Here is a 24,976-nt window from a genome sequence, read left to right as displayed (position 1 = left end):
CCTTTTTCACTCAATAGCATAGGTGGTTACGGCGTTAGGATAGTGCGTAACCCATCAACAGACAGATAACCAGACCAGAAACACCAAAAAACCCGTACTCGATTTTTTCCTGCATGCCATGAGCCCCTTTCTTTGAACTCATCATACCCATAATAATGCTGCTTAAGCCCAAAACAAAGGCAACCAGACCAAGACCAAAGCCAATTGCGCTAAACCATTCGTTCATTGTTAAACCTCTAAGTACGGTAAAATAAAAAGCTGGCTATACGTTAAACGTTCACTTTTTATTTTTTAACTATTCACTTTTGCAAACCTACCGTGAACTATAGCACACGCACGGATAGTCAAAATTTCGCGGCACATTATGCATGAAAAACGGCAGGAAAGGTACATTAACCAAGCAAATAGTAATATGGTTAAAAAGACAATTTATTTTGTGACAAACCAGTATTTGGTCACATTCGCCAACCAAACCAAAAGGGTTCAAACCAACCTATTGAATTTTATGGTAAATATTTTTGGCTTAACGCTTGCTATCAGAGTGGTATACCAAATTTTCAATAAGTAGGGACTTCTCATGAAAACGTTTTTAGCTCTCGCTGTGTCTGCCGCTATCGTATCTTCACCCGTGTTCGCGCACTCCTCAGATTCAGATTGTGATGTTAATCTGGATGGCAATCTGCGCTATGACAAGGGCTTGCTCGAGGTTGAGACCGATGACGGCACAGTCTTCAGTATAGATAAATCACATAAGCTCTACGTAGACGGTAACGCATATACCCTGAACGCGAAACAACAGCGCGCCGTGAGCGATTATTATCAAAACATCAGCGATGCTATACCTATGACCGTCAATATTGCTACTGAAGGCTTGCAACTTGCCAGCAGCGCCGTATCTGAAGTCTTTGCGGAGTTGCTGGGTGATGACGATATCGTGCGTGACTTTGATGAACTATTCACTGAACTTAGTGACGAAATCAACACACGCTTTTATGACAGCGAAGGTGGCTATCGAGTGGACACCCGCGAATTTAACGATGACGATTGGATGAGCTCAACCTGGGAAGATCGGTTTGAAGAACGGGTCGAATCATTAGTAGAGCAATCCATCGGCCGCATTTTGATTTCCGTGGGTCAGGAGTTGGTTTGGGAAGGAGGCGATATTGATGCCTTCGCCAACAAAATGGAGCGTTTTGGTGAAAATATTGAAGACAAAGTAGAGCATCAGGCTGAAGCTCTTGAGGATAAAGCAGAAGAACTCTGCCACGTGTTGAGAAAAGCCGATAAGGCTGAAAACGAATTGCAGTCGCAAATCAGCCAGCTTGCCTCTTTAAACGTACTCGATATTGATTAATCCGGACCGCGAATCCAGCCAACTCAGGTATTCGGCTCAATTAGATCACACCGCATACAGAGAGGACGTTCGTCCTCTCTGTTTTCTACATAAATGTATTATCGGCTCCCATGGGCGATCACATCTGCATTACAATCAGTATAATTTATTATTTCTACGAGTAAGTGTATGACACAAAGTGTAACGCTCTGTGGTTGTGGCTGGCTGGGCAATTATTTACTGAAAGCGCTCGCTGGAAACTATGCTGTGCTAGGCACCACCCGTCATAGCAACCGTGCCGAACAGATTAAACACAATGGTGCCAGCGTGTTGTTTTTTCAGCTTGGCGACGATCCTGCTCAGCTATGTCAACAAAGTGAAAATGCCCGCGTGGTTTTAAATATACCGCCTGGCAGACGCAATCAGGATTTAACTGAATATACCCGTCAGATGTGTGCCCTGATTGATAGTTTTGTCGCCCACGAAGCTCGCCAAATCATCTTTATCAGCACAACATCTGTGTATGGTGAGAACGAACGAGTGGTAACCGAACATTCGGAGCTGATACCACTAACTGCGTCCGCCAAAGCTCATTGTGCTATTGAAAATCATCTGCGAAGGCTCGCTAACGAAAAAGCTACTGTCGTGAGATTAGCAGGGCTGGTAGGGCCTGATCGGCATCCGGCGAAATCACTTTCGGGCAAGCAGCTTTCACAGGCAAACAAGGTAGTCAACCTGGTTCATATTGACGACGTGGTCGCCGCATTAAAGAAAGTAATCGACCATGGCGCACCTGCGCAAACCCTGCACTTATGCAGTCAGGCACATCCCACCCGGCAAGATTATTACACCTGGTGTGCTGAGAAGATGGGCATTCCTGTACCAGAATTTGATGGTGAAGATAAACAGCTGAAAGGTAAGCAGATTGATGCATCCGCAAGTTGGCAATATTTAGGGCTGACGCCAAGATACGCCAGCCCGTTTGATATGATAATTTAACCGAAGAGGCTTATGCCGAAGTATTTCAACGCGACGGTGTTAACAAATATCACCAGCAAAATAACCGGGATAAAGGTGCCGACTGACACGTCTACGTATTTCTCAAAGAAGCTGCCTTTATATTGTGGTGCACCTTCGTCCAGCGCTTCATTAAAATTATGCTTCTTCCAGCGATAAATTACGAAGATACAAATTAACAACCCATTGAGGGGTAAAATGGTTTCGTAAAACACGTCGAACACGATATCAAAAAATGACTTTTGCGCGCCTGCATAACTAGTGAATGAGGTAAAGAAATCGCTGTAACCGAACGACATGGCACACATGCAAGCCAGCACTATTAATAATACACCTAGTATCATCAAAGCCGGTTTACGGTTTACATCTTTTTCGCTCATCAACGCAGCTACAGGTACTTCAAAGATTGACACCAAGGAGGTGATGGCAGCAAAAAATACCAGCAGGAAGAAAACACCCGCGACAATTGACGCCCCCATGTAACCAATAGTCGCTTGCAAGGCGAGGAAAATCTTGGGTAAGAACGTAAAGATCATGCCAATTGAAGATTCACTCAGTTGCGAAGGATCTGTCTGCGGGTTGAACGAGAAAATGGCCGGTAGAATCATCAGACCCGCAGTAAATGCCACAGCCGTATCGGTAATCGCCACCAGCTTAGCTGAGCCAGGAACATCAGAACGATTGTCAATATAGCTACCGTAAGTGATCATGATCCCCATGCCCAGTGAGAGCGAAAAGAACGCTTGCGCTAAGGCGCCATTGACGACTTCGGCGGTGATCTTGGAAAAGTCAGGGATCAGGTAGAATTTAACCCCGGCCATTGCGTTATCTTGCGTCAATACGAAACCGACCAGTAATAACAGCATCAAAAACAGTGAAGGCATCAGCAATTTTGCTGCTTTTTCAATACCTTCCTTCACCCCACCTTGCAAGATGAGGTAGACAATGCCGACAACGGCTGCCATATAACCGAAAATAGCCGGGCTGTTGATGAACTCGCCAAACATTTCTGGATTGGCCAACGCATCTAAATTTCCCATAAAGACTTCGGTAAGGTAGCCTAATATCCAAATGGTGATCACCATGTAGAACACGGCTATCATGAAGGGGGTGATGATGGAAAGCCAGCCGGCTAATTTCCATCCCGTCGAGTTCCCGCCAAGAATGCGGTATGCGCCTAAAGGATCCTTTTTCGCTTTTCGTCCTACTGACATTTCCGCCAGCATTACGGGTAAACAAATTGCAAAGACAAAGATGGCATACATCAATAAGAAAGCACCACCACCATTTTTCGCTGCACCGACCGGAAATCCAACCAGATTCCCTATTCCTACAGCAGAACCGGCTGCCGCTAAAATGAATCCAATGCGCGATCCGAACTGTTCTCTCGCCCCGCTCATACCCTACATTCCTCATAAACTTATTATTGTTGACTTGTTGGCCTGATAAATTGGCTGTTTCTTTTTTATTAAAGGTAAAAAGGTTTAACGCTAAGCGAGTTAGCGCTTAAACCCTATCAGGCTTCGGCATGTTAACAGCAGTGAAATGAAAAGTCTTGAGGTTCAATGCAAGTTCTTGCGCACGCCTTAGGTGGTCAGAGCTTTACCATGGAATGGCCTTGCCTTCCCAATCAAGAAAGTGGCAATGAGGGGGGGTGTGTAAATTTTTTGTAACAGAAAGCAATTGCTGTGCGGCAAAATCTGGGTCAAATAAATTTTCAGATTTAACATTGCCTTGAAAGGGTTTGGACAAATCAGTGTTCACCGTGCCAGGCTGATAGCTTACCAAAACGGTATTTTTCACTCGCCTTGCATATTCGATACTGGCCGTTTTAACCAGTTGGTTGAGCGCGGCTTTAGACGCGCGATAACCGTACCACCCGCCTAATTGATTGTCGGCAATACTGCCGACTCTAGCACTTACGCAAGTGATGCAGGCTCCATCTGCGTTAATCACGTTGATAAGATGTTTTAACCAGAGTGCAGGAATTATCGCGTTTACGCGGAAGTACTCTGCCAGCGCAGGCTCACTAATGTCCTCCAGTTTTTTTTCTGGGGAAAGCCGTTGTCCATGCAGAACCCCCACCGTAAAAAACACGCGCATTACGCGCAGTTTCTGTTGTTGCATCGACTCCATCAGTTTGCGTATTGATGCTTCATCAGCGGTATCCAGCTCTTTGGTAGTGACGTTGGCGGGCCAATCTGGCTGCCGTTCGAAAGATCGGGCAATGGCGATTAATTGCGTCTCCGGTTCCTGTTTTGCCAGTGCACTTACAAGCGCCCTGCCTATACCACCATTCGCGCCGATTACCATATTGATGGCCTGCATCATTTGATCATCCTAAATTTCGTTATTGCATAACTTACGCAATTAAAGTTTAACTGGATGCCTTGAAGTTATCGTATATAGAACCCACAGTGATGTTTTAGCAAAGAGGTTACGAAATTTATGCAAACAATTACCTTGGGTGGTGGCTGCTTCTGGTGCATCGAATCAGCCTTTAATAAAGTCGATGGTGTGGTAAAAGCGGAATCTGGTTATGCCAATGGCACCAAGGCATCACCCACGTATGAGGAGGTCTGTACCGGCTCTACAGGGCATGCGGAGGTTGTGCAGGTTACGTTTAATCCTGAAACATTGTCACTTCGCGAAGTGTTAGAAATCTTTTTTGCACTGCATGACCCTACGCAATTAAATCGGCAGGGCAACGACGTCGGTACACAATACCGCTCTGGAATTTATTACCACTCAGTCGAGCAAAAGCAGGCCGCAGAAAACATTATTCAGGAAATGACCGATGAAGAAACCTGGCCGGATCCAATCGTGACTGAAGTTGAAGAAGTAAGTAATTACTACTCTGCAGAAAGCTACCATCAGGGCTATTTTGAAAATAATCCACAAAATCAATATTGCGCAATGGTAGTGGGCCCCAAATTGGCCAAATTCAAAAAGACGTTTGCCAGTAAGCTAAAAAAGTCCGATTAAGGTATCTTCAAAAAGAGCGGAATCATGTCAAGCGACAGTGAGTCCGCTCTTTTTTATTTTTTACTTTTTACTTTTATTTTTTAATTAAACCATTGTGGATTGAGGGGAATCGAAAACAGTAGTGGTGCGAAGACTTTATAGTTGGCTTCACTGTCAGCACATTTCACGTTTTTCAAATAATTTTTCTTCCATGGATCGTTAATCATCCACAGTTGATCACCCATCACGGCTAAGCCTTCAATAGAAGCGTTATCCATTACATCTTTAGTTTCACATTCGCCGCTGGTGCTGGTGTTAGGCGCAGTGAAATAAAGAGGGATCTGTTTAGTGGCAAGTTCGTTTTCCGTATCAATTACCCACAATTCGTCGTCGTTGCGCGCGGCGGCTAATAAAAAACGCTTCTTTGATGCAGGATCTATATAGAACTCCAATCCATTAATAGGATGGTTGCCGCTGGAAAACGCAGGTAGCGCTAACCCAGCATCGCTTACCACAGCAAATTCGTTCGAAGACCAAAAATCGTCATCGATAGTTAAGCTGAATATACGGGGATTTCCCGCCGCATCTTTTTCTAATGCCAGGTACAGCTTGCCTTCAGGCGAAATTGCCATCCCTTCAATACCATCATTGGGAAAGTCACCCACGTTGAGGGCAGCAGGAAATTGAATGGGTCGGGCATGACTTAGTTCAATCTGACCATCAGTTTGCCTTTCCAGGCGCACCAATAAGGTAGGATAGTCGGTTGAACCGGTATTTTCATAGCGCTGCTGACACCTCGGCGTCAGCGCGCCGGTTCGGGTAGCGTCTTCGGTCACCGTATAAAACACATTGGAGTTATTCGGATCGACGACCAGCGCTTCATAATCAGGCTCGTCCATCAAATAATTTGCAAAGCAGTCTCTGCGAACATGGTATCCGGTATTAAATACCGGCGCTTTTGCGTCTAACTGAGCGGTTTTCGGATCGATTATATGCAGTCTGCGACGCTGTTCTTCCAGCGCACTTCCATCAGAAATAGTCACCAGTTTGCCCTCCCAGTGAACCAGACCTGACGGCTGCGGATCCCGCATCAAACTGCCATCCGCTTCGGTGATCCAGCGACCATTAAGTTCCACTGACTGCGTTAAAGCTGAGTCAGCAGTTACCATTTTTCCTTTTGCGTTCTCTGGCTCAGCACACCCCTGACAGCTGAGAAACACCCATCCCAACACTATTGCTCGTAAATTCATTCGACCTTCCTTTTAAACACGTTGAAATATTCTCCCATTCTTATTTCTCAGGCAAGCCCGGTAGCTTCACTCCACCATAGGTACCTAAATTTACAATTGTTTACTGATTCAATACAGCGGGAAGCTGTATTCATGATGACATTTGACTTATAGTTTTGCTGAACGGAATGAAGGAACATCTTATCAGCGAACAAAAAGCATTACCCATTGTGATTGCCGGCCCAATCTTGCGCCGAGTCGATGCCGAACGCATAGTGGTATGGGCTATTTCATCTAAGCCCTCCCAATTAGGCGTGAAACTATCGCATGGAAACACCGATGTTTCCATTGCGGCGCAAAACAACCGCTGTATTCAAATTGGCGAGCGTGCTTTCGTCTGGCTACTTGAAGTGAGTGTAACAACCCCTTTTAAACCCGCTGAGCGCTATCATTATGATCTTACCTTTGATAACGCAGACTACGCGACGTTGTGGAAAGGCGAGAAGCAGCCACTGCTTTATGCGACTGAACACCATTTCAGCTTTTGCTATCAACCTACGCTTACCAATATATTGCATGGCTCTTGTCGTAAGCCACATTTTGATGGCGATGACGCATTAATCCAGGCAGATAAACTGGTTGAACGCGAATTTTATAACAACGAACCACGACCAGATCTATTGCTTTTCACCGGTGATCAGGTTTATGCAGATGATGTTGCCGGCCCTACCCTGCAAGCCATTCAGCAAGTGACCAGCATGCTGGGTTTATATGAAGAATCACTGGAAGGTGCCGTGGTAAGTCACAGCGCCGAGTTACGTGAGCATGAGTTAAATTTTTATCAGCGCCAACAAATTCTACCGCAGATTGCCACTAACACAGCGCTATCCAAGCTATTTTTCGGAGCGGCGCAAAAGCCAGTCTTTACTTCAGTGAATGCGCAGAATCACCTTATCTCATTTGCGGAAATTATGGCGATGTACATCTTATGCTGGTCAGAAACGATGTGGGAATTTGTCCATTTTGATGCTTCCAAAATTAAGCAGGAATTCCAAACTCGGTTTAACGAAGAAGAGCCTGTTATTCGCGCATTTTCAAAGAATTTGCTCCAAGTCAGACGCGTCATGGCGCATCTGCCGACCATGATGATTTTCGATGATCATGATGTAACAGATGATTGGAATCTTACCCGAGGATGGGAAGAGGAAGTCTATAACCATCCATTTTCCAACCGCATGGTCGGCAATGCGCTGATGGCTTACTGGTTGTGTCAGGGCTGGGGCAATGCACCTGAAAATTTTGACGACATCGAAACATTCGCCAAGCAGGTATTTACTGGAAATCAGCTACACCAGCATGATGCCTTTATTACATTGCTCCATGAACATGAGCATTGGCATTTTAGTCTGGATACACAACCTCCACTTTATGTCATGGATACCCGCACTCGACGCTGGCGTTCTGAATCGAGCAAGCAAAAACCTTCAGGCTTAATGGACTGGGAAGCACTGTGTGAATTCCAGCAGGCGATTATTGGCAAGCCCAGTGTTATTGTTGTGTCGGCTGCCCCCATATACGGCGTGAAAATTATTGAAACGATTCAGAAAATATTTACGTTTTTTGGCAAGGCACTCACTGTAGATGCAGAAAACTGGATGGCCCACAGAGGGACCGCCAATGTGATTTTAAACGTGTTTCGTCATCTCAAAACACCGCCCAAGTTCATCATACTTTCTGGTGATGTACATTACTCGTTTGTCTACGATGTACGTTTGCGTTTCAGGCGCAACAGTCCGCACATAACCCAGTTTACCTGCAGTGGATTGAAAAATGCTTTTCCATCCGCACTGTTACAAAGACTGGATAAACTAAACCGCTGGCTGTATAGCCCGGACTCACCGCTGAACCTTTTTACCAGACGTCGCAACATGTCAGTTAGTGCTTGCAAACCCTACACTGGAAATACACAAACATTGCTCAACAAACCCGGAATAGGCCAGTTGTTGCTAACGCAGGACCACAATGTAAAACAGTGTAATACGTTGTGTAATGACGGAGAAAAGGTAGAATTCGCTATTATTGACGATGAGCAAACAAGAGGAAACGAGTAAGTAATGTCTTCACTGTCTATCGGCCTGTTCTATGGCTCTACTACCTGCTACACAGAAATGGCAGCAGAAAAAATTCAGGCACAACTGAACGCGCTTTTCGATGAGCAGGTGGTGAGTATGCATAACATTCAGGAAACCCCGCTGAAGCAGGCTGAACAATTTGACATTATTATTTTTGGCATTTCCACCTGGGATTTTGGTGAGCTTCAGGAAGACTGGGAGTCATGCTGGGAAGATGTGTACAAATTAGAACTTCGCGGTAAGACAGTGGCCCTGTTCGGTTTGGGTGATCAGATTGGCTACACCGATTGGTTCCAGGATGCGTTAGGTATGCTCCACGATGCTATATTACCCTTAGATTGTAAAATCATTGGTTATTGGCCCAATCAAGGTTACGATTTTGCCGAATCCAAAGCATTGTCTGAGGATAAATCGCATTTTGTTGGCTTATCTTTAGATGACGAAAATCAGTATGATTTAACTGACGAGCGTATTCACACCTGGTGCCACCAGCTGCTTGATGAGTTAAGTTAACTTTTGATGCCCAGCGATCAGCCCCGCCTGCACCGCGAATATTTCAGAAATGGCAATTCACACAGGGACGGCGCAGACGTTTCGTTTCAGGATATTAAAAAGCTCTTCCGCTTTAGGACAATTACTATAGGCCGTTGGGTCAACCCGGCAGAGCAGCAAATCGCCGCAAACCTGTTCTTTGATGCCTTATACGACCTGGCAGATATTTTACAGGTTAACGAGCAGGTCATTTCGTTGAACGGCAGCCTCTCGCTGGCATTTGGCAGTGGCGGACAAAAGCATGTCAGCGCCCACTATGATTCAGGCAAGCGTCAACTTTCTTTAGCAAAAAATGCCGGGGGCGGCGCGCTGGCCCATGAATGGTTTCACGCGTTCGATCATTACATTGCGAAAAAGGCGTTCAAGTCCGCCCAACCCAAAGACTTTGCATCAACGTTATGGCTTGCTGAGTCGCCGATAATTGCTCACCCCCTCAATCACAAACTAGATGCCTGCTTCCAGACTATTTTTCTGAATGAAACTTTTGAGCCGAATGAATTTGTTAATCGCAGCATGCAAGCAGACAAAGCCATGGGCATGTATTATTACTCACAACCCCAAGAGCTGGCTGCCAGAGCATTTGAGGCCTGCATACAGGACAACCCCATAAAGAATGCGTTTCTCGTTCAGGGCACGAAACAATCGGCAGAGGCTAGACTTGGTATCTATCCTCATGATATCTTGCGAAACCGAATACAAGATGCCGTGCATGATTATTTTGTACATTTAGGGGTGGGCGTAGCTCACACTGCCCAATATGCAGAAGGCAAATAAAGTTTTGGCAGATCAGTAAGTGAAAATTTCAAACTGATTTGAAAGAAAAGTAATCCAGTTTTGTAACAAAATACTATTTATTTTGATTACATACAGTATACTTAATCGTTCAAGTGTAAGAGAAGAAAGTACCGAGAGATGAAAAGAAAAAAGCATACTTCCGCCGATGACGAGGCGCAAATTGACATGACCCCCATGCTGGACATCGTGTTCATCATGTTGATTTTCTTCATTGTTACCACTTCATTCGTGAAAGAGAAAGGATTGGATGTAAACCGTCCTGAAAACAACACAAAAACGGACAAACCTTCTAAGTCATTATCAATCCGTATTGATGAAAATGGCACAATCATGATGAATGGTCGAGAAGTGGATATTCGTCGCGTAGTTGCGAATACTCAGACCTTCCTGGCTGAAAATAATACTGACTCTGCGGGTATCCAAGCGGATAAAGATACAGAGCACGGTGTTGTGGTTGAAGTGATGAACCAGGTTAAAATTGCTGGAATTGAAAAAGTTTCGGTACTGGTTAAATCGTAATTATATGTTAATTAAAAAAACCGCCTTAATGGCGGTTTTTTTATTTTTTAAGCTACCTTATTGCCAATTTAGTGTTGCTAATTTTTATTACACATCCGATAGTTGCCACTTAAATTGCAGAAGAGCCCCCCATGGATAAACAAGTTTATGCATTTGATGCCGCGCTTTACGACGAGTTAAAAGGCATCAATATCCTTCAGGCCGTAGCGCCGCTGAACTACCGCCTGGAAAAAACCACGTTCCTCGAATCAAACTACCGGTATACCCCTAAATTTGCTTATGCTGAAACTCAGGTTGACGTATTCTCCCGCAAGCGAGCATTGTACAACCTCCCTTTGGAAAACCTGACCAACCCAACGCTGATTAAACTGTACCAGCAGGTAATTCATTCGTATGCCGATAAGTTAGATCAGTTCCTCGCCGTCGGTACGCCGGATTTCTTGTATGACTCCATGCGTTACTATGGTGAACCCACAGTAAAAGATATTCGCAATGCGCACTTCATTCTTCATCTTCCTGATGAGCCGGAAGAAAATGAAAAAGAATACGACTCGAGTGGGATCAGTAGGTGGTTGACGGGTTTTGCCCAAGAGGCAGGCTATGAATATGAGATTGTATTAGACAACACCATGATCGCCAATGCCATGGTGTCCGATATCAAGGTAAAGATTAATCAAGGCGCACGCATTAAGGAAACCGAATTAAAAGCGCTGGCGCATCATGAGCTAGGCGTCCATTTAGCCACTACGCTGAATGCCAAGCAGCAACCACTCAAAATTATGACACTGGGTTCACCGGTGAACACCACAACGCAGGAAGGCCTGGCTATACTGTGTGAGTACTTGTCGGGTAACCTGACCTTATCCCGTTTGAAGGTGCTGGCAATGCGCGTATTAGCCGTAGCTTCGTTAATCAAAGACAAGCACTTTAATGAGACATTCTTATTGCTAAAAGAGCAATACCACGTCCCCGATGAACTGGCTTTTACAATCACAGCGCGCGTTTATCGTGGCGGTGGTTTCACTAAAGATTATCTGTATTTGCAGGGCTTCAGACAAATGCTCAATGCCTACGAGCAACGTACTGATTTTCATCATTTGTTGTGTGGTAAGGCATCACTTGAGCAGCTAGACCTCATTTCTGAAATGGTCAGCGAGGGATACCTGATTGCTCCCAAATTCATCAGCCCCGCAATCGAAAAACCCGCACAGTTAAGCGAAGTGGATAAATTTATTGCTCACGCGATAAAGTAGATATTGAATGCATGAAAATCAAAATACAAAAAGCCGGCAAAATTGCCGGCTTTGTTTTATAACTATTAGCGTTACTTATTCTTCACACGCTTTCCAAGTTTGTCCTTCATCGTAAGAACATTCATCAGTGTGCGTACCATCTTCAAAACGGGTGTATTTTTTCCAGTTACCATCACTATCATATTGGATGCTGACGTACGTATCACCTTCCCACCAGTATTGGCGCTTATACCAGTAGTCACTTGCAACTCGCACTTCCTCATCAAATTTATAGCCTAAATTTTCAGACTCGGAAATTAAATCAGCAAAGTCGAAGTCTTCGCTTCGCCCTTCAAAATTTACCCATTCTGATAGTCCGACAATATTCTCTTCGTACTGTCTGATGTCTGACAGATATTGCTTTCCATCCTGCTCATATTGAATATCGAACTCTCTACGAAAAACCGCCCCTGTAATTTCTGGTTCAGGGCATGCTTCGATTGTTGCAACATGAGTATCGCGCGGACTGTGATTCATTAATGAATATGTCACCTCTGACTTGACGACACTTACTTCTTCAGAGAAAGCACAGTTGTATCCTTTTACACTACCGCTGTAAATGAAGTCACTCGTTAAAGTATATTCACCGTCCCCCCACTCTGAGGAGAGTGCATCACGGTAGTAAATGGGGGTAACCACTTCTTCAAGCGTATCTGACATCATGTCTTCTCTTGAATAAAAGTTATCACCTTCAAAAACTACGACATCTCTGAACCAGTGCTCATCTTCATCGTCAGAATAATGAAGGTTAGTTCCTTTATAATATACGACTCGAACTTCATCAGCAGATGGATATTGCTCTTTTACCACACTCGTGTAAGACAAGCTTTTTTGTAATCCCTGTACAATTTCCTGAGCCAAGGCTTTAGATTCTTCATTACCTTCAGCAATGAAATCTTCGAAAATTTCATCTTCGCTGATGTTGTAGAAGCTGACCGTATTGTAGATAGTGCTATCAATTAACTGCGCAACACTGTCACGATTTTCCTGATCCGCCACCAGGGTTTCACAGTCGCTGATTGTGCTACCGTTCAACTCTTCTTGAATGCCCTGCCACAACGCTGTGGTTAAAGGCGAAATATGCAACAAGGTTTCATCAGTAATAGCGTCGAGAACCGGTGGCCGCACCATTTGATAGGCTTCCGTCACTTCGCCTAAATCTTCATCGATTGCACCCACAGGAACATCTACATACCAGGTTGAGTATTGCGCACACTGACGTTCAGTTTCAGACAGCTCTAATGAATAATCGCCCGCATCGCCAGATACAGCGCTGGGCTCGTCGTCATCTTTGACGCCATTACTATTAAAATCTATCCACACCGTGGCTCCGGATACATAGCCGTCAATGACTTTTCCGCCGACTGAATACGCAGGAGGAGTTGAATCTTCATCATCCGAACCTTCATCTGAAGAACCGTTATCTGAGGCATTTTCACTGGGAGCGTTGTCAGTAACCGGTGCGGGAATGACGTTTTCTTCTTTGTCGCTACTGCCACAGGCAGATAACAGGAGGGATACAGCGATCGCTGCGAGAGTATATGTTGTTTTCATTTTCTATCTTCCATGTTGAACTACGCGCACATTTATATGCAGATAAAAACATACCAAATTTATTTTTAATAAGGAAACATTATGTGGATAAAATTTAAGCTTACATAAAAAAGCCGCCTTAACGGCGGCTCACGTGAAATAATTATCTGCGTTTTCGCAAACGCACTAAAGACATTAACAATAACATTGCTGTTGCCGGTGCGAACACCTCTGCTGGGGTAACTACGTTTAACGCAGAAAACACAGCAGTCTGACTTTCGGTATACACCCCGACTCTGCCACCCGCAAATAGCAGATCGTCAAAATTAAAATTAATTACTGAGTCAGTCAGGTCTGGATTCTGATCTGATGGCGTTTGCGCAGACTGATCACCGGGGACCGCTTGAGTGGCGCCAGACAACGTAAGAGCAAAGCTATCACCCTCGCGTGAGAGTGAAAACGAGTACAAAGCTTCGTCGGTCCAAAACAGGTCGCTCCAATTCATCACCGTGTTGCTTACGCCGTTTTCTTCTTTGACCAGAAACAGCCCCGACTTACCGGTGATATCGCTCACTCCACCCTGGCTCCATCCCAGGCGATAGTGATTACCAGCATCCTGCCAATCAAACACGATACCTAAAATATCGTTGTCGTTACACGACCCTTCAGCGGGCGATGCACACGAGCTGTTGTTAGCATACGTAGGCGAAAACTGGCCGCTGAAGATAAAATTGTTGTTCAGTGAAAAGTCACTGATTAGCGAGCCAGATGAATTGCTCAGCTTAGTGGGGGTATTCGTCAGCAATCGCTTCCAGCCATCATTGTTGCTGATACGATTAGATGAGGGAGATAATTCGTAACTCCAGTTTTTAGTCTCAACCGGAATCACGGCTGCGGAGCTTACACTCGAAATACAAATTGCAAAAACTGCTGCAAACAACCTTTTCAAACCACTTCTCCACTTCTATTTTGCCTGTATTTTAATCAATAATTAATGTAAAGGCAATTTATCTTTCATGACTCACCTATTCAAGCCAATCGGCGCTTGCACCTTGTTCGGACAAGTGGTTAAAATCTGTCCCTACAGAGCGCACCTGTAACATTAATAATAACTATGCCTCTGTTTAAATAAAAACAAGTACAAAAATTTATGCGCTATTTTTCACTATTTTTAATTAGCTCCCTGCTTTGGCTAGGCGTTGGGTTGACGCCTACAGCCGGGGTTCTTGCTGCAAATTTGACTCATCAACAGTTCTGGCAAGCGTTTGAACAAACCTACGATCAGACGCTAACGGTGATGGAGACCCCGCAAACCCTGTCCAACGCAGCTGAAATCCTTAGCAAGTCGTGTTCGCAAACCATTTTAGCTCATAGCATTAGCCCCTATTTGCAAGAGCAGGCCGAATACTGGAAATACAACTACGGTATCGAGCTGAGAGGAGGCTTAACCAGTGGCGACATTGAATCCAGCGATATTGATGAACAAGGCAGTACCTATGTCGAGTTATCCTGGGACGTCCTGGACAACGGTTATAAAGAATTTCAGCATCGCAGCAAAGACTATCAACGACAGGCACAACTTGAGAAAGTGCTGCACGATATCCGTAAACAGACGTTTGACTATCGTTGCCGTGAATATCAGATAAACACCCGGTTTGATACGACGCTGTTGGATTTAAAGCGTACTTTACTCACCCTGATGGAACGTGTTTATGAAGTCGAGGAAGAAGCATATTTTAATGGTGATAGTCAACTCGACGAACTGCTGATATCGGAAGAGTCGGTAGTGCAGTTGCGTTATCAAGTGAGTCAATTGCAAATAAACGCGACCGACGGCAGTGAGGTGACCAACCCACCGCTGATTGACGTAGATATCGATGCAATTTTGACGGCATCAGCGCAAAATACCAGTCACTCCACGGCAGAAAGATTGCGCAGACTGGAGTACGTCGACGCCAATCCTTATCAGGACGGCGCCAGACTTCGTCTGTTTGTCAGAAAAGAACTGGATATTTTAGCCTCGCAGCGAGACGACCTGGTCGCGGGTTTACGTTTTTCAATTCCTTTAGCGTTTAAACATAAGGTCGATGAGTCAGTAAAACTTAATCAGCTTGAAAGAGATGCACAAGCGGATAAATGGGAGCGCAACCAGCGCACTAAGCAGGCTTATGCCAGTTTTCAGGACCAGCTACAACGGGTTATAACCCAAAAATATCGTTACAAAAGAGCCAATGAACGCATCCGCAGAGTGCTGGTAAAACGCACCATGGACGAATCATTACGCCCGTCCGCCGTAGCTGCCCGACTGAAGAACTATACAGAATCGGCCATTGAATTACTGGAAGCCAAGCGCGAATTATACGCGCGCATTAACAACATTTTTCTGGTCAGTCAGGTGCCGTTTTCTCCTGACAAACTTGCGCCTTCGCCCCGAGTAAAGTTGACAGAACGCCACCGTCCCAACCAGCGTTCGCTTTACATATGGTCACAAACATTCAATCAAATGAGTAATGCGCAGTTACATCTGTTATTACGCACCAAGCATGTTCAACGGCCGATTATTTCGTACTCAAAAAATACTCAGCTACCCAAGCTGTCCGCCTTCATTGCTGAATTATCAGCAAAAGGTAAGCCGGTTGAGTTGATGTTCAGCACCAACACGTGGATTCGAAAAGATAAGCGCGAAGATGCACTTGAACAGATTGGCAAGGCCCGGGCATACACAAATTCAGTTCACCTGGACGTTGAGCCGCAGGTGCTGTCCGATTATGCGCAAAACAAAATGGCGTATCAGCAAGACTATGTCGCCCTGGTCGCGGCCATCAGAGCTTCGTTCCCCGATCTTCAGTTGTCGTTATCGGTACCGTTTCACTGGCAGGAAGCAACGTATCGTCAATTACAACCCATGGTCGAACGCATGTATGTAATGTTGTACGAAACACCGGTGGCTGAGGTCATTAAACGCCGGGCTGACAAACTATTACCCTTTATTGGTAAAGATAAATTTGTCGCGGCGCTGAGAACCCAGGACTTCGCCAATGAATATGAACTTGAAAAAATGATCCGCTATCTCACTGAAGAGGGCGTAAACCAGTTTGCGATTCACGATGCAGAAGGGTTTATTAACTGGAAGACGTTGCCATGAAACTTCACAATAAAAAAAGTGTTCTGAATGCGGCACCGTATTCGCAACCACCCAGAAAGAAGACCCCGATTATCACCCAATGGCTTTATATAATCTTTTTGCTCGGCATCTGTGCTTATGTTGTCTATTTTTTATTGAAACAGGCGTTCACGATTCAAACTGCCGGAGTCATTGAAACCGAATCTGTGGCGGTAAAATCACCTTATTCAGGATTACTGACCCAGTTTGACAAACGCTTAGGCCAAGCGGTTTCGCGAGGGGACATTATTGGTACCATTTCGCCCGCGGAAAACTGCGAACCAGAAGACAATACCAAAGATGAAAGAGCGTTACGGTACCGAATACAAGACGCTCGGTTTGCCTTACAACTGTTAATCGACGAACACCAGATCGACCAGCAGGAATTTCAACGCCTGCAAGCGCAAGACAGAAAACTAAAACGAGCACTGGAGATCAGCGCACCGTTAAATCATGACAGCGACAAATTACGCGTAGTCCTGGCCAAGCAGGAAGCGGAAATTAAAATGGAAAGGCAGAAAATTAATGCGCTGGAAAGTCGCTACCAGGAACTCACAGAGCTTACCCCTCCCATTCAACCGGAACGTTGCCGTCCACGATCCATAATGGCCAACCAGTCTGGAACCATTGCCACACTGGCGGTAGTGAAGGGTGATGCAGTAAAAGCCGGTGAAACCTTGCTGACACTGACGCCAGAAGCCCCACAACTGACCCTCACGGCTTATCTGGAAGTCAGTGAATTTGATGATTTGACCATTGGTGATACGCTTTCCATTGTTTTGCCCGATGAGAGTAACTCCAGCGGCAAGGTCACTCAGATTTCGTCCTCGGCCAGTGGTCGCCAGCAGCTCGAATATGACGGTTACCGCCCGGTTTTGCCGCAGCTAAGAGTAACTTTAGTCCCTGTCGATGCAGTTGAAGCACAAAAGTGGGCACGCTTTAATCAATTTCAGGTACTAGTGGAAGGAGTGCAGTAGCATGAAAATTTACGGATTAACAAGCGAAGCATCCTTCATCCTTCCCAGTATTGAGACGTTATCGATAGATGATCTGCTGGACGATACTGCAACCGTCAAAGGTGCCGTATTGCATTACACACACAGTAACAAGGGCAAACTGCATCATTGGGTTCAGCGTATTCGACAACATCCCCATCCCCGCATATATCTGATGCCGCTGGCCCTGATTTACGAGACAGAAAAGCCACCTGCCTCTTTGCAAAAACAATTCGATGAGTGTGTGTCCGCTTCCCAACTAGTGAGCGCCTCAACCACCAAGAGTGCGTTATTTGAACGTGTCGCTCAATGGTTAGAGCGCGTTCCCAATCTGGATAAGGACACCGCTGATAGCAGCATTCCGTTTAAAATTCTGCGCCTGATGGCAAGTCGTAACAAACGCTTGGAACCTATATTAACCCCACACAATAATAATGGCTTTGTGTATCCTGCGATTGAAGGGTTATTCGAACGCAATGATGATAGCCCCAAAAACAGTCTGGATTTTCTGCATAAACAGCAGTTTCTTGGCCGCGAATTTTTCAAACGCGCCCATTTTTGCCCTACCTGTGACGGAGCATTCTTAAATTTCATTGAAACCTGCACCGACTGTGGTGCCGAAAACTTAAAGAAAGAAGAGCTGGTGCATCACTTTAAATGTGGTCACGTGGATAATTTGTCGAATTTTGAGCGCAATAATCAGCTGGTTTGCCCAAAATGTGATGAGCGCCTCAAACACATCGGCGTTGACTACGACAAGCCTTCGGTTGTTTACCAGTGCCGGCAATGCACTTTGCAATTTCAGGACCCGGTACTGAAAGTCCAGTGTTACTCCTGCGAAAGTGAAGCGAACATTGATGATGTCAATGTGGCCGATATTTACGCATACGAGCTTAGTGCCATCGGTTTAAACGCGGCGCTTTATGGCCTCGATGCATTGTTCACCTCCATTCTACAGACTGATTTGCAACTCTACAGCCATCGTGAATTTAAAAGTTTCATTCATATAGAAAAAGCACGCATTGGCCGCTACAAAAAATCCACCAGCTGCGTGGCCACAATTTACTTTGAAAATCTGGACAGTATTTTTCATCGTCTGGGCAAACGTACCGAGCAATTGTTTAAAGAAATCAGCGCGGTATTTAAATCCGTTTTCAGAGAATCCGATGTTATCTCGGCATTGAACGAGAGCGTATTTATTATACTGATGACAGAAACATCTGAAGAAAACGCCAATCTTGCGCTTAATCGCTTAAAAACGGCTATTCAGGATTTGTTTGCAGCGAATCTGGCGGCCAAGCTTTCGGTGGGCATTTTGACTCGCGTTCACCGAATTGACAGTGAAAGCGATTTAAACCTGATGCTGGAGAATGCGTTAAAGGTAAACCATAAATGAGCCTTGAGGGCCTGTTCGCGTTTGTCCAGAATCTGACCCTCGCACAGGTTTTAGCCTATTTCTGGCCTTTCTTTCTGTTGGACATGCTGCGTTACGTTATTATCGAGTCGCTGTTAATCGGTAAATTTTTGTTTAAACGCAAACGCAGAAGACAGCAACGCGCTAGCGCGCGTCATCAGCTTTTTATGGAACGCCCGCTCGTTTCGATAATTGTGCCGGGAAAGAATGAAGGAAAGCACATCCCAGCCCTTGCCAACTCGCTAACCCATCAAACGTACCAGAACTTTGAGCTTATCATTGTGGATGACGGCTCCGACGACAATACAGCACTCATTTGCCGACAACTGTTAAAGCAAGGCAAAATTGATCGTTTTTTCAGAAATGAGGTCAGAGGGGGTAAGGCATCCGGCGCGAATACCGCATTACGTTTCTCGCAAGGTAAATTTATAGTTCATATAGATGCAGACTCCCATCTGGCTGCCGATGCCATCGAGCAAATTCTATTGCCTTTCTATCTGGATGCCAGTGTGGGTGCTGTAGGAGGGGACGTGCGGGTAGCCAATGAAGATGCCAGTTTTGCTACGCGTTTGCAAACCATCGAATATATCAAAACGATTAGCGCAGGACGCGTTGCGGCTTCTGAACTGGGTATTTTACGCATTATTTCAGGCGCTCATGGCGCCTTCAGACGAGACGTACTTGACCAGGTGTACGGCTGGGACGTAGGGCCCGGTCTGGACGGCGACATTACGCTTAAGATCAGAAAGCTGGGATACCGTGTTGTGCATGCGGTTCACGCTGTGTGTTACACCAATGTCCCATCCAGGTTCACCAACCTACGCCGACAACGCTATCGCTGGGATCGCTCGCTGGTCCGCTTCAGATTGCGAAAACATTTAAACATGTTAGCCCCCTCGGCTAATTTTCGCAGCTCATCATTTTTCTCAATTATCGAAAACATTGTTTTTAACGTTTTTTTCGATTTCAAATGGATAGTCTACGTGGTTTACATGCTGTATACAGCACCCAGTTACCTCGGCTACGTGTTTATCATTAACTACTTTTTGTACTTTATCGCCAATATTGTCCAGTTTGTCATCGCCAGAACATTGATCGCACCTTCCTACCGGACGATTGACGGATTAACACCTTTTTTCCTTCCGCTGATGCCATTTTACACCGGACTATATTTACGTGCCGTGAGAACGTATGCCTATCTGATGGAATTTCTTCACAAAACGTCATACGACGACCCGTGGAATCCCTGGAAGGTTTCACGCATCGCCAAAAAAGAAAAATTATAAGGGGTGTTTATACCCATCCGCCGTGACGCTCACTCACACATCACAGCGAATCAGTTTTGAGCTTTTTGTCCTGCACCAGCTTGGTGATGATGCTAGTGAGGTTAGTGATGTTAAAAATTGTTCCAAATATACTGCCAACAGCAATTGCGTAAATTAAACCCAGTATTTCTGCCAGGATAAACCATTGACGAATGCGCGTGGCATCTCTGAGAACAATTGACCCTACGGTAAAAATAAGCGCGGAAGAGTAAGCAAAGAATATTAACCAGTCGTGATCCAGGATAAACCACTCATAAGCCAGAAACGCCAGATTGGCCGCAACAAACCCTATCAGCACACCCTTGCCACGATTTTTCAGGGCAACGACGTTTCTGATGCTGGCCAGCAGACATCCGATACCCGCAGCCATCGCATCCAGCATGAAGAAATGAATGCTGACGCAAAAAAGCGCGACCGCTGAGACCACCAAGTAGCGTTCTACGGTATTTTGACGATATCCAATAAAATTAAAAATTACCGCAAGAGCGCCAAAGCCCTCAGCCCAAAACTGCATAAACCAACCCTACGAAAACTCAAACTATACGTATCAACGAAGCTTGCTAATCATTGTATGGTCATTAGGCAGAGAAAATGATTTCAACACCAAATCGGCAGGATACGCAAATAAGCCAAAACGATTCCCTTTGGTATGGCTTAACACAACCGCATGTGCCGGCATAGACTCCATATCATGATGGCAAGGATCAAAAAGCGGAACATCATACTTGCCCAGCGACAAAATGGCTACTTTTTGTTGTTCATGATAGACAAAGCGTTCTGCCACAGGGTGTTGGAGGATGGCATAGACCTGAAATTTAGGTACACGCCACTCGGTGCCGCGCCATTGAAAGGGTTGAATCTGGATCCGCTTGACAATCTTTTCGATACACTCGGGTAACATGCTCGCCTCCGTGATGTAGCTTGATGCCTTTAAAAGTGCAGATAAAACTCCCTGCACAGCGTTTTAAATTCCTGACTATATTGCGCTTGCTGATTTCTGATAATTAATGTTTGCCTGTGTATTTGATACTGTTTATGCCGGTTTTCGGATTGACGAAATTTGAATGCGACCACATGAGCAGGCTTCAACTCGTTGTGTTGTATGGCTAACTCTGCCTCACAAATCAGATTGACGGCATTGGCAAGAGAAACAACTTCTGCTCGCCTGGCTGCAGGATACAGGCAGTAAAAAAAGCCGGTTTGGGAGAGATACTGCGCAACCCACCCCATTACTGTGGAAATCGATAGCCCACCGTCAATTCTTGCCAGCTTTCGCTGTGGGGTTAACTGCGTATACGCATTTGTGTGAAGCGTAGGTGACGCAAAATAAGGGGGGTTGGCGATAATGGATGCATACGGATACGCTGGTTTAAAGTGCATTAAATCGCCATGAACTGCGTTTAGGCGACGCGCCCAGGGAGACGCGTCAAAATTACGTTTTGCTTGCTCTGCGGCCAGCTCATCAATTTCAATGGCGTCAATCTGTGCGACTTTCGATTTTTGCGCCATCATTAATGCCAATATGCCGCTGCCCGTGCCTATGTCCAGTATAGGCCCTTCAGTTAGCGCAGGATTTGCCCAGCTGCCTAACACCAGACTATCCGTATTGACCTTCATCGCGCATTGATGTTGGTCGACCGCAAACTGCTTACACTGAAACACAGTGCGTTTAATCGTCATCAAAGACCTGAAGTTTTATCATTTTATGCGCTACCTCTATGGCTGAGACAGGTCGATATTTTTTTAACGGTCCCATCAGCAACATCCCCAGAACGGGGGCTATCGTTTGTGCAATATCTTCCAACGGCCGATTCTCGTGCCGTTCGCCAAGCAACAATGAAGGGCGCACCGCTGAAGCATTTTTCAGTTGTGACATCCCCATAATCGCGTTCTCTAATTCACCTTTAACCCGCAGATAAAAATTGCTGCTCTTAGCGTTAGCGCCAATAGACGAAATCCACACGAAACTTTTGCAGCGCTGTGCTCGAGCAAGCTGCGCTGCTACATGAACGTATTCAAAATCGACTTTGCGGAACGCTTCCTGACTACCCGCCTTTTGAATGGTAGTGCCTAAGCAACAATACACGTGGTCAACTTTGAAATAGCCTTCGTACTCTTGCAGAGCGTCAAAATTAATGACCAGCCAATTCACTTTTTTTTGTTCATGGGCTACCAGTGACAGAGGCATAGGACGGCGAACCAAACAAGTGACCTGCTTGTATCGCGGATCGTTTTGTAGTTGCCTGATTAGTGCTTTTCCGACCAATCCTGTTGCTCCCAGGACCAATGCCGTTTTAAATTGCGCCACCTTATGCCATCCTATTGCCAACAATAACGATAAATTTGTTGTGCGTTTTTGCTTATTTAGACCTGCACACTTATTACGTGAACAGATCACATAATAAAACGATTTAATATAATCTATCTACTTTTTACTTTTTACTTATTTAGTTATTACTAATTACTTTGCATCAACAAGACGATATTAGAATGAAAAAAGCCTTACTATGCGGAGCCATTATGCTCACCACGTTTGCCAATGCAGAACAACTCACTATTGAGCGGATATTCGAATCTCCCTCATTAGACGGTAATGCGCCTACGAAACTGAAAGTATCACCTGACTCTGAGCGGGTTACTTTTTTAAAGGGCAAAACGTCAGATTATGAGAAACTTGACCTGTGGGAATATCACATTGCGACCGGAAAAACGCGCATGTTGTTTGATTCAGACACACTGCAAAGCGGTGAAGTTGAATTATCCGATGAAGAAAAAGCCCGTCGTGAACGCATGCGTTTAAAGGGAACTGGCATTGTCAGCTACGAATGGTCAGCGGACGGCAAAGCGCTGTTATTCCCTCTTGGCGGCGATGTTTATTACCATAAACTGGGCGAACAAGGGGCTCGACGTTTACTTGAGACTGAAGCGTTTGAAACCGACATAAAGCTTTCGCCAAAAGGCAATTATATTTCCTACATCCGCGACCAGAACCTTTTTGTCAAACATATTGCTTCTGGCAAAGAGACTGCTATCACACAGGAAGGTGGCGGTGATATCAAATTTGGCATGGCCGAGTTTGTGGCTCAGGAAGAAATGAGCCGCATGACGGGTTATTGGTGGTCGCCTGATGAACGCTATATCGCCTTTACCAAAGTCGATGAATCGCCGGTAGAAGTGATTACCCGCTCAGAGATTTACGCCGATGAAATTAAAATGATTGAGCAAAAATACCCTGCGGCGGGTAAGGCCAATGTGAAAATTGCACTGGCCATTCAGCACATCGCAGACAATGCGCGACAGTGGGTAGATCTGGGTAAGAACGAAGACATTTACCTGGCTCGGGGAAACTGGATGCCGGATAGCAAAACGTTTACCTACCAGTGGCAAAGCCGCGATCAACAACAACTTGAATTACGTGCTTATAATGTTAAGGCAGAATCCCAGAAAGTGTTACTTCGCGAGCAAAGCAACACCTGGGTCAACCTGCATGATGATTTAAGCTTTTTGAAACAGTCACCGCAGTTTATCTGGGCCTCGGAAAAAGATGGTTTCAAACACCTTTACCTGATGGATAATGACGGCAAGCAGGTGCGCCAGCTTACTCAGGGTGAGTGGGTCGTAGATAAGCTCGAAGCCATCAACGAAAAGAAAGGGATGGTCTATTTTACCGGCCGCAAAGATACGCCCATTGAAAGCCACCTTTACTCTGTTCCACTTGCCGGCGGCAAAATTTCGCGTATTACCTCTGAAGATGGGTTTCACGATGTTGAATTCAGCTCAGATGCCGGTGTTTACGTAGATAGTTTTTCAACCGTCAACCGCCCGCCGCAGGTCAGCTTGCACAAAGCCGACGGTAACCAAATTACCTGGCTTGAAGAAAACAAGCTGGACGACGCGCATCCATTGACCCCCTATATGGCAGGATGGACAAAACCTGAGTTTGGCACTTTCCAGACTAAAGATAACGCTACCCTGCACTATCGCATATTCAAACCTGAAAACCTTGATAAGAAGCGCCCTGCCATCGTGTTTTTATATGGTGGCCCACATGCACAAGTGGTACAAAATAAGTGGTATGGGGGTCGTGGTTTACTCATGCAGCACTGGGTTGACCAGGGTTATGTGGTATTCAGTGTCGATAACCGGGGTTCCAACTATCGCGGCAAAGCGTTCGAAGATCCGATTTATAAAAAAATGGGTTCCATCGAAGTAGATGATCAGGTGGCCGGTGTAGAGTTTTTACGCACGTTACCTTATGTTGACGCTGAGCGGATTGGTGTGCATGGTCACAGTTACGGTGGTTACATGACACTCATGACTATGTTCAAAGCGCCTGATTATTTTGCAGCGGGTGTGTCTGGTGCACCGGTAACTGACTGGCGTATGTATGACACCCATTATACTGAACGCTACATGGGTAACCCACAAACCGACGATCAGGCTTATACCGACGCATCCGTGTTTCCCTATGCTGAAAACCTGAAAGGGCCACTGCTGATCTATCATGGAATGGCAGATGACAACGTGCTGTTCACTCACAGCACCCGTCTCTATAAGCACTTACAAGATCTGGCGATTCCATTTGAAACCATGGACTATCCTGGCAAAAAGCATAGTATCAAGGGAAAAGCCACCGGCATTCACCTGTACAAAACGATTACCAATTTCTTCAATCGTAATCTCAATCCTCAGCAGTAATCCTCTGGTTGAGCG

General features: G+C 45.4%; 23 protein-coding genes. 13 read left to right on the top strand and 10 right to left on the bottom strand.

Features of this window, described 5'->3' with window-relative positions; all coding sequences use genetic code 11:
• Positions 1-34 precede the first annotated feature (34 nt).
• Positions 35-226 (bottom strand): hypothetical protein, encoded by a 192-nt coding sequence (locus tag HCJ96_RS15575; protein ID WP_169212012.1) that lies wholly within the window; start codon positions 224-226, stop codon positions 35-37.
• A gap of 351 nt (positions 227-577) precedes the next feature.
• Here HCJ96_RS15575 and HCJ96_RS15570 point away from each other — a divergent pair, with 351 nt between their 5' ends.
• A complete protein-coding gene (locus HCJ96_RS15570) occupies positions 578-1,354 on the top strand; it encodes a DUF2884 family protein (RefSeq protein WP_169212011.1) in 777 nt (258 codons plus the stop codon).
• 168 nt (positions 1,355-1,522) lie between these two features.
• On the top strand, positions 1,523-2,332 hold the full coding sequence (locus HCJ96_RS15565; protein WP_169212010.1) for an NAD-dependent epimerase/dehydratase family protein: 810 nt from the start codon (positions 1,523-1,525) through the stop codon (positions 2,330-2,332).
• On the opposite strand, the gene HCJ96_RS15560 is transcribed toward HCJ96_RS15565, so the two are convergent.
• Both HCJ96_RS15560 and HCJ96_RS15555 read right to left on the bottom strand, forming a co-directional pair.
• On the bottom strand, positions 2,329-3,750 hold the full coding sequence (locus tag HCJ96_RS15560) for a sodium-dependent transporter (protein ID WP_169212009.1): 1,422 nt from the start codon (positions 3,748-3,750) through the stop codon (positions 2,329-2,331). The genes HCJ96_RS15565 and HCJ96_RS15560 overlap by 4 nt on opposite strands.
• A 202-nt stretch (positions 3,751-3,952) precedes the next feature.
• The gene (locus HCJ96_RS15555) at positions 3,953-4,681 is read right to left on the bottom strand and encodes an SDR family NAD(P)-dependent oxidoreductase (protein ID WP_169212008.1); all 729 of its coding nucleotides are present in this window, start codon (positions 4,679-4,681) and stop codon (positions 3,953-3,955) included.
• A 117-nt stretch (positions 4,682-4,798) separates the two neighbouring features.
• On the opposite strand from HCJ96_RS15555, the gene msrA reads away from it, so the two are divergent.
• Positions 4,799-5,335 carry a peptide-methionine (S)-S-oxide reductase MsrA gene (gene msrA / locus HCJ96_RS15550; RefSeq protein ID WP_169212007.1) on the top strand — a complete coding sequence of 179 codons (537 nt, stop codon included), beginning with the start codon at positions 4,799-4,801 and terminating at the stop codon, positions 5,333-5,335.
• A gap of 80 nt (positions 5,336-5,415) precedes the next feature.
• On the opposite strand, the gene HCJ96_RS15545 is transcribed toward msrA, so the two are convergent.
• Positions 5,416-6,564, bottom strand: a complete 1,149-nt coding sequence (locus tag HCJ96_RS15545; protein WP_169212006.1) for an esterase-like activity of phytase family protein — start codon at positions 6,562-6,564, stop codon at positions 5,416-5,418.
• Between the two features lie 167 nt (positions 6,565-6,731).
• Here HCJ96_RS15545 and HCJ96_RS15540 point away from each other — a divergent pair, with 167 nt between their 5' ends.
• From HCJ96_RS15540 to HCJ96_RS15520, 5 genes are all read left to right on the top strand, one after another.
• Positions 6,732-8,654 carry a metallophosphoesterase family protein gene (locus tag HCJ96_RS15540; protein WP_169212005.1) on the top strand — a complete coding sequence of 641 codons (1,923 nt, stop codon included), beginning with the start codon at positions 6,732-6,734 and terminating at the stop codon, positions 8,652-8,654.
• A gap of 3 nt (positions 8,655-8,657) precedes the next feature.
• Complete coding sequence (gene fldB, locus HCJ96_RS15535; RefSeq protein WP_169212004.1) at positions 8,658-9,188, top strand: flavodoxin FldB; 531 nt, start codon at positions 8,658-8,660, stop codon at positions 9,186-9,188.
• A 6-nt stretch (positions 9,189-9,194) separates the two neighbouring features.
• Positions 9,195-10,001: a CLCA_X family protein gene (locus HCJ96_RS15530; RefSeq protein WP_169212003.1), complete on the top strand. Its 807-nt coding sequence runs from the start codon at positions 9,195-9,197 to the stop codon at positions 9,999-10,001.
• Positions 10,002-10,139: 138 nt separating this feature from the next.
• Positions 10,140-10,541, top strand: a complete 402-nt coding sequence (locus HCJ96_RS15525; protein ID WP_169212002.1) for an ExbD/TolR family protein — start codon at positions 10,140-10,142, stop codon at positions 10,539-10,541.
• 131 nt (positions 10,542-10,672) lie between these two features.
• A complete protein-coding gene (locus HCJ96_RS15520) occupies positions 10,673-11,794 on the top strand; it encodes a flavohemoglobin expression-modulating QEGLA motif protein (protein WP_169212001.1) in 1,122 nt (373 codons plus the stop codon).
• Positions 11,795-11,869: 75 nt separating this feature from the next.
• Here the strand turns inward: HCJ96_RS15520 and HCJ96_RS15515 are convergent, their stop codons facing one another.
• Both HCJ96_RS15515 and HCJ96_RS15510 read right to left on the bottom strand, forming a co-directional pair.
• Complete coding sequence (locus tag HCJ96_RS15515) at positions 11,870-13,387, bottom strand: hypothetical protein (protein WP_169212000.1); 1,518 nt, start codon at positions 13,385-13,387, stop codon at positions 11,870-11,872.
• Positions 13,388-13,529: 142 nt separating this feature from the next.
• Positions 13,530-14,315, bottom strand: coding sequence for a hypothetical protein (locus HCJ96_RS15510; RefSeq protein ID WP_169211999.1), 786 nt, complete (start codon positions 14,313-14,315; stop codon positions 13,530-13,532).
• A gap of 255 nt (positions 14,316-14,570) precedes the next feature.
• On the opposite strand from HCJ96_RS15510, the gene HCJ96_RS15505 reads away from it, so the two are divergent.
• From HCJ96_RS15505 to HCJ96_RS15490, 4 genes are read left to right on the top strand one after another with little or no spacing between them, the layout of a single operon-like run.
• Complete coding sequence (locus HCJ96_RS15505) at positions 14,571-16,511, top strand: hypothetical protein (RefSeq protein WP_169211998.1); 1,941 nt, start codon at positions 14,571-14,573, stop codon at positions 16,509-16,511.
• Positions 16,508-17,506, top strand: coding sequence for an HlyD family secretion protein (locus HCJ96_RS15500; protein ID WP_169211997.1), 999 nt, complete (start codon positions 16,508-16,510; stop codon positions 17,504-17,506). Before HCJ96_RS15505 ends, HCJ96_RS15500 begins: the two co-directional genes overlap by 4 nt.
• A gap of 1 nt (position 17,507) precedes the next feature.
• Positions 17,508-18,920, top strand: coding sequence for a TackOD1 domain-containing metal-binding protein (locus HCJ96_RS15495; RefSeq protein WP_169211996.1), 1,413 nt, complete (start codon positions 17,508-17,510; stop codon positions 18,918-18,920).
• Positions 18,917-20,224, top strand: a complete 1,308-nt coding sequence (locus tag HCJ96_RS15490; protein WP_169211995.1) for a glycosyltransferase family 2 protein — start codon at positions 18,917-18,919, stop codon at positions 20,222-20,224. Before HCJ96_RS15495 ends, HCJ96_RS15490 begins: the two co-directional genes overlap by 4 nt.
• A 40-nt stretch (positions 20,225-20,264) precedes the next feature.
• On the opposite strand, the gene HCJ96_RS15485 is transcribed toward HCJ96_RS15490, so the two are convergent.
• Genes HCJ96_RS15485 through HCJ96_RS15470 form a run of 4 tightly spaced genes read right to left on the bottom strand, consistent with a single transcriptional unit; the run spans position 20,265 to position 22,571 of the window.
• A complete protein-coding gene (locus tag HCJ96_RS15485; protein WP_169211994.1) occupies positions 20,265-20,777 on the bottom strand; it encodes a YgjV family protein in 513 nt (170 codons plus the stop codon).
• 33 nt (positions 20,778-20,810) lie between these two features.
• Positions 20,811-21,164, bottom strand: a complete 354-nt coding sequence (locus tag HCJ96_RS15480; RefSeq protein WP_169211993.1) for a hypothetical protein — start codon at positions 21,162-21,164, stop codon at positions 20,811-20,813.
• Between the two features lie 29 nt (positions 21,165-21,193).
• Complete coding sequence (locus HCJ96_RS15475; RefSeq protein WP_169211992.1) at positions 21,194-21,943, bottom strand: tRNA1(Val) (adenine(37)-N6)-methyltransferase; 750 nt, start codon at positions 21,941-21,943, stop codon at positions 21,194-21,196.
• Positions 21,933-22,571 (bottom strand): NAD-dependent epimerase/dehydratase family protein, encoded by a 639-nt coding sequence (locus HCJ96_RS15470; protein WP_169211991.1) that lies wholly within the window; start codon positions 22,569-22,571, stop codon positions 21,933-21,935. The genes HCJ96_RS15475 and HCJ96_RS15470 overlap by 11 nt, the downstream gene beginning before the upstream one ends.
• Before the next feature lie 182 nt (positions 22,572-22,753).
• On the opposite strand from HCJ96_RS15470, the gene HCJ96_RS15465 reads away from it, so the two are divergent.
• Positions 22,754-24,961 carry a S9 family peptidase gene (locus HCJ96_RS15465; RefSeq protein ID WP_169211990.1) on the top strand — a complete coding sequence of 736 codons (2,208 nt, stop codon included), beginning with the start codon at positions 22,754-22,756 and terminating at the stop codon, positions 24,959-24,961.
• Positions 24,962-24,976: the final 15 nt, after the last annotated feature.

This window comes from Alteromonas ponticola (assembly GCF_012911815.1).
GTDB classification, from domain to species: domain Bacteria; phylum Pseudomonadota; class Gammaproteobacteria; order Enterobacterales; family Alteromonadaceae; genus Alteromonas; species Alteromonas ponticola.
This window is presented reverse-complemented; position numbering and strand designations above follow the sequence as displayed.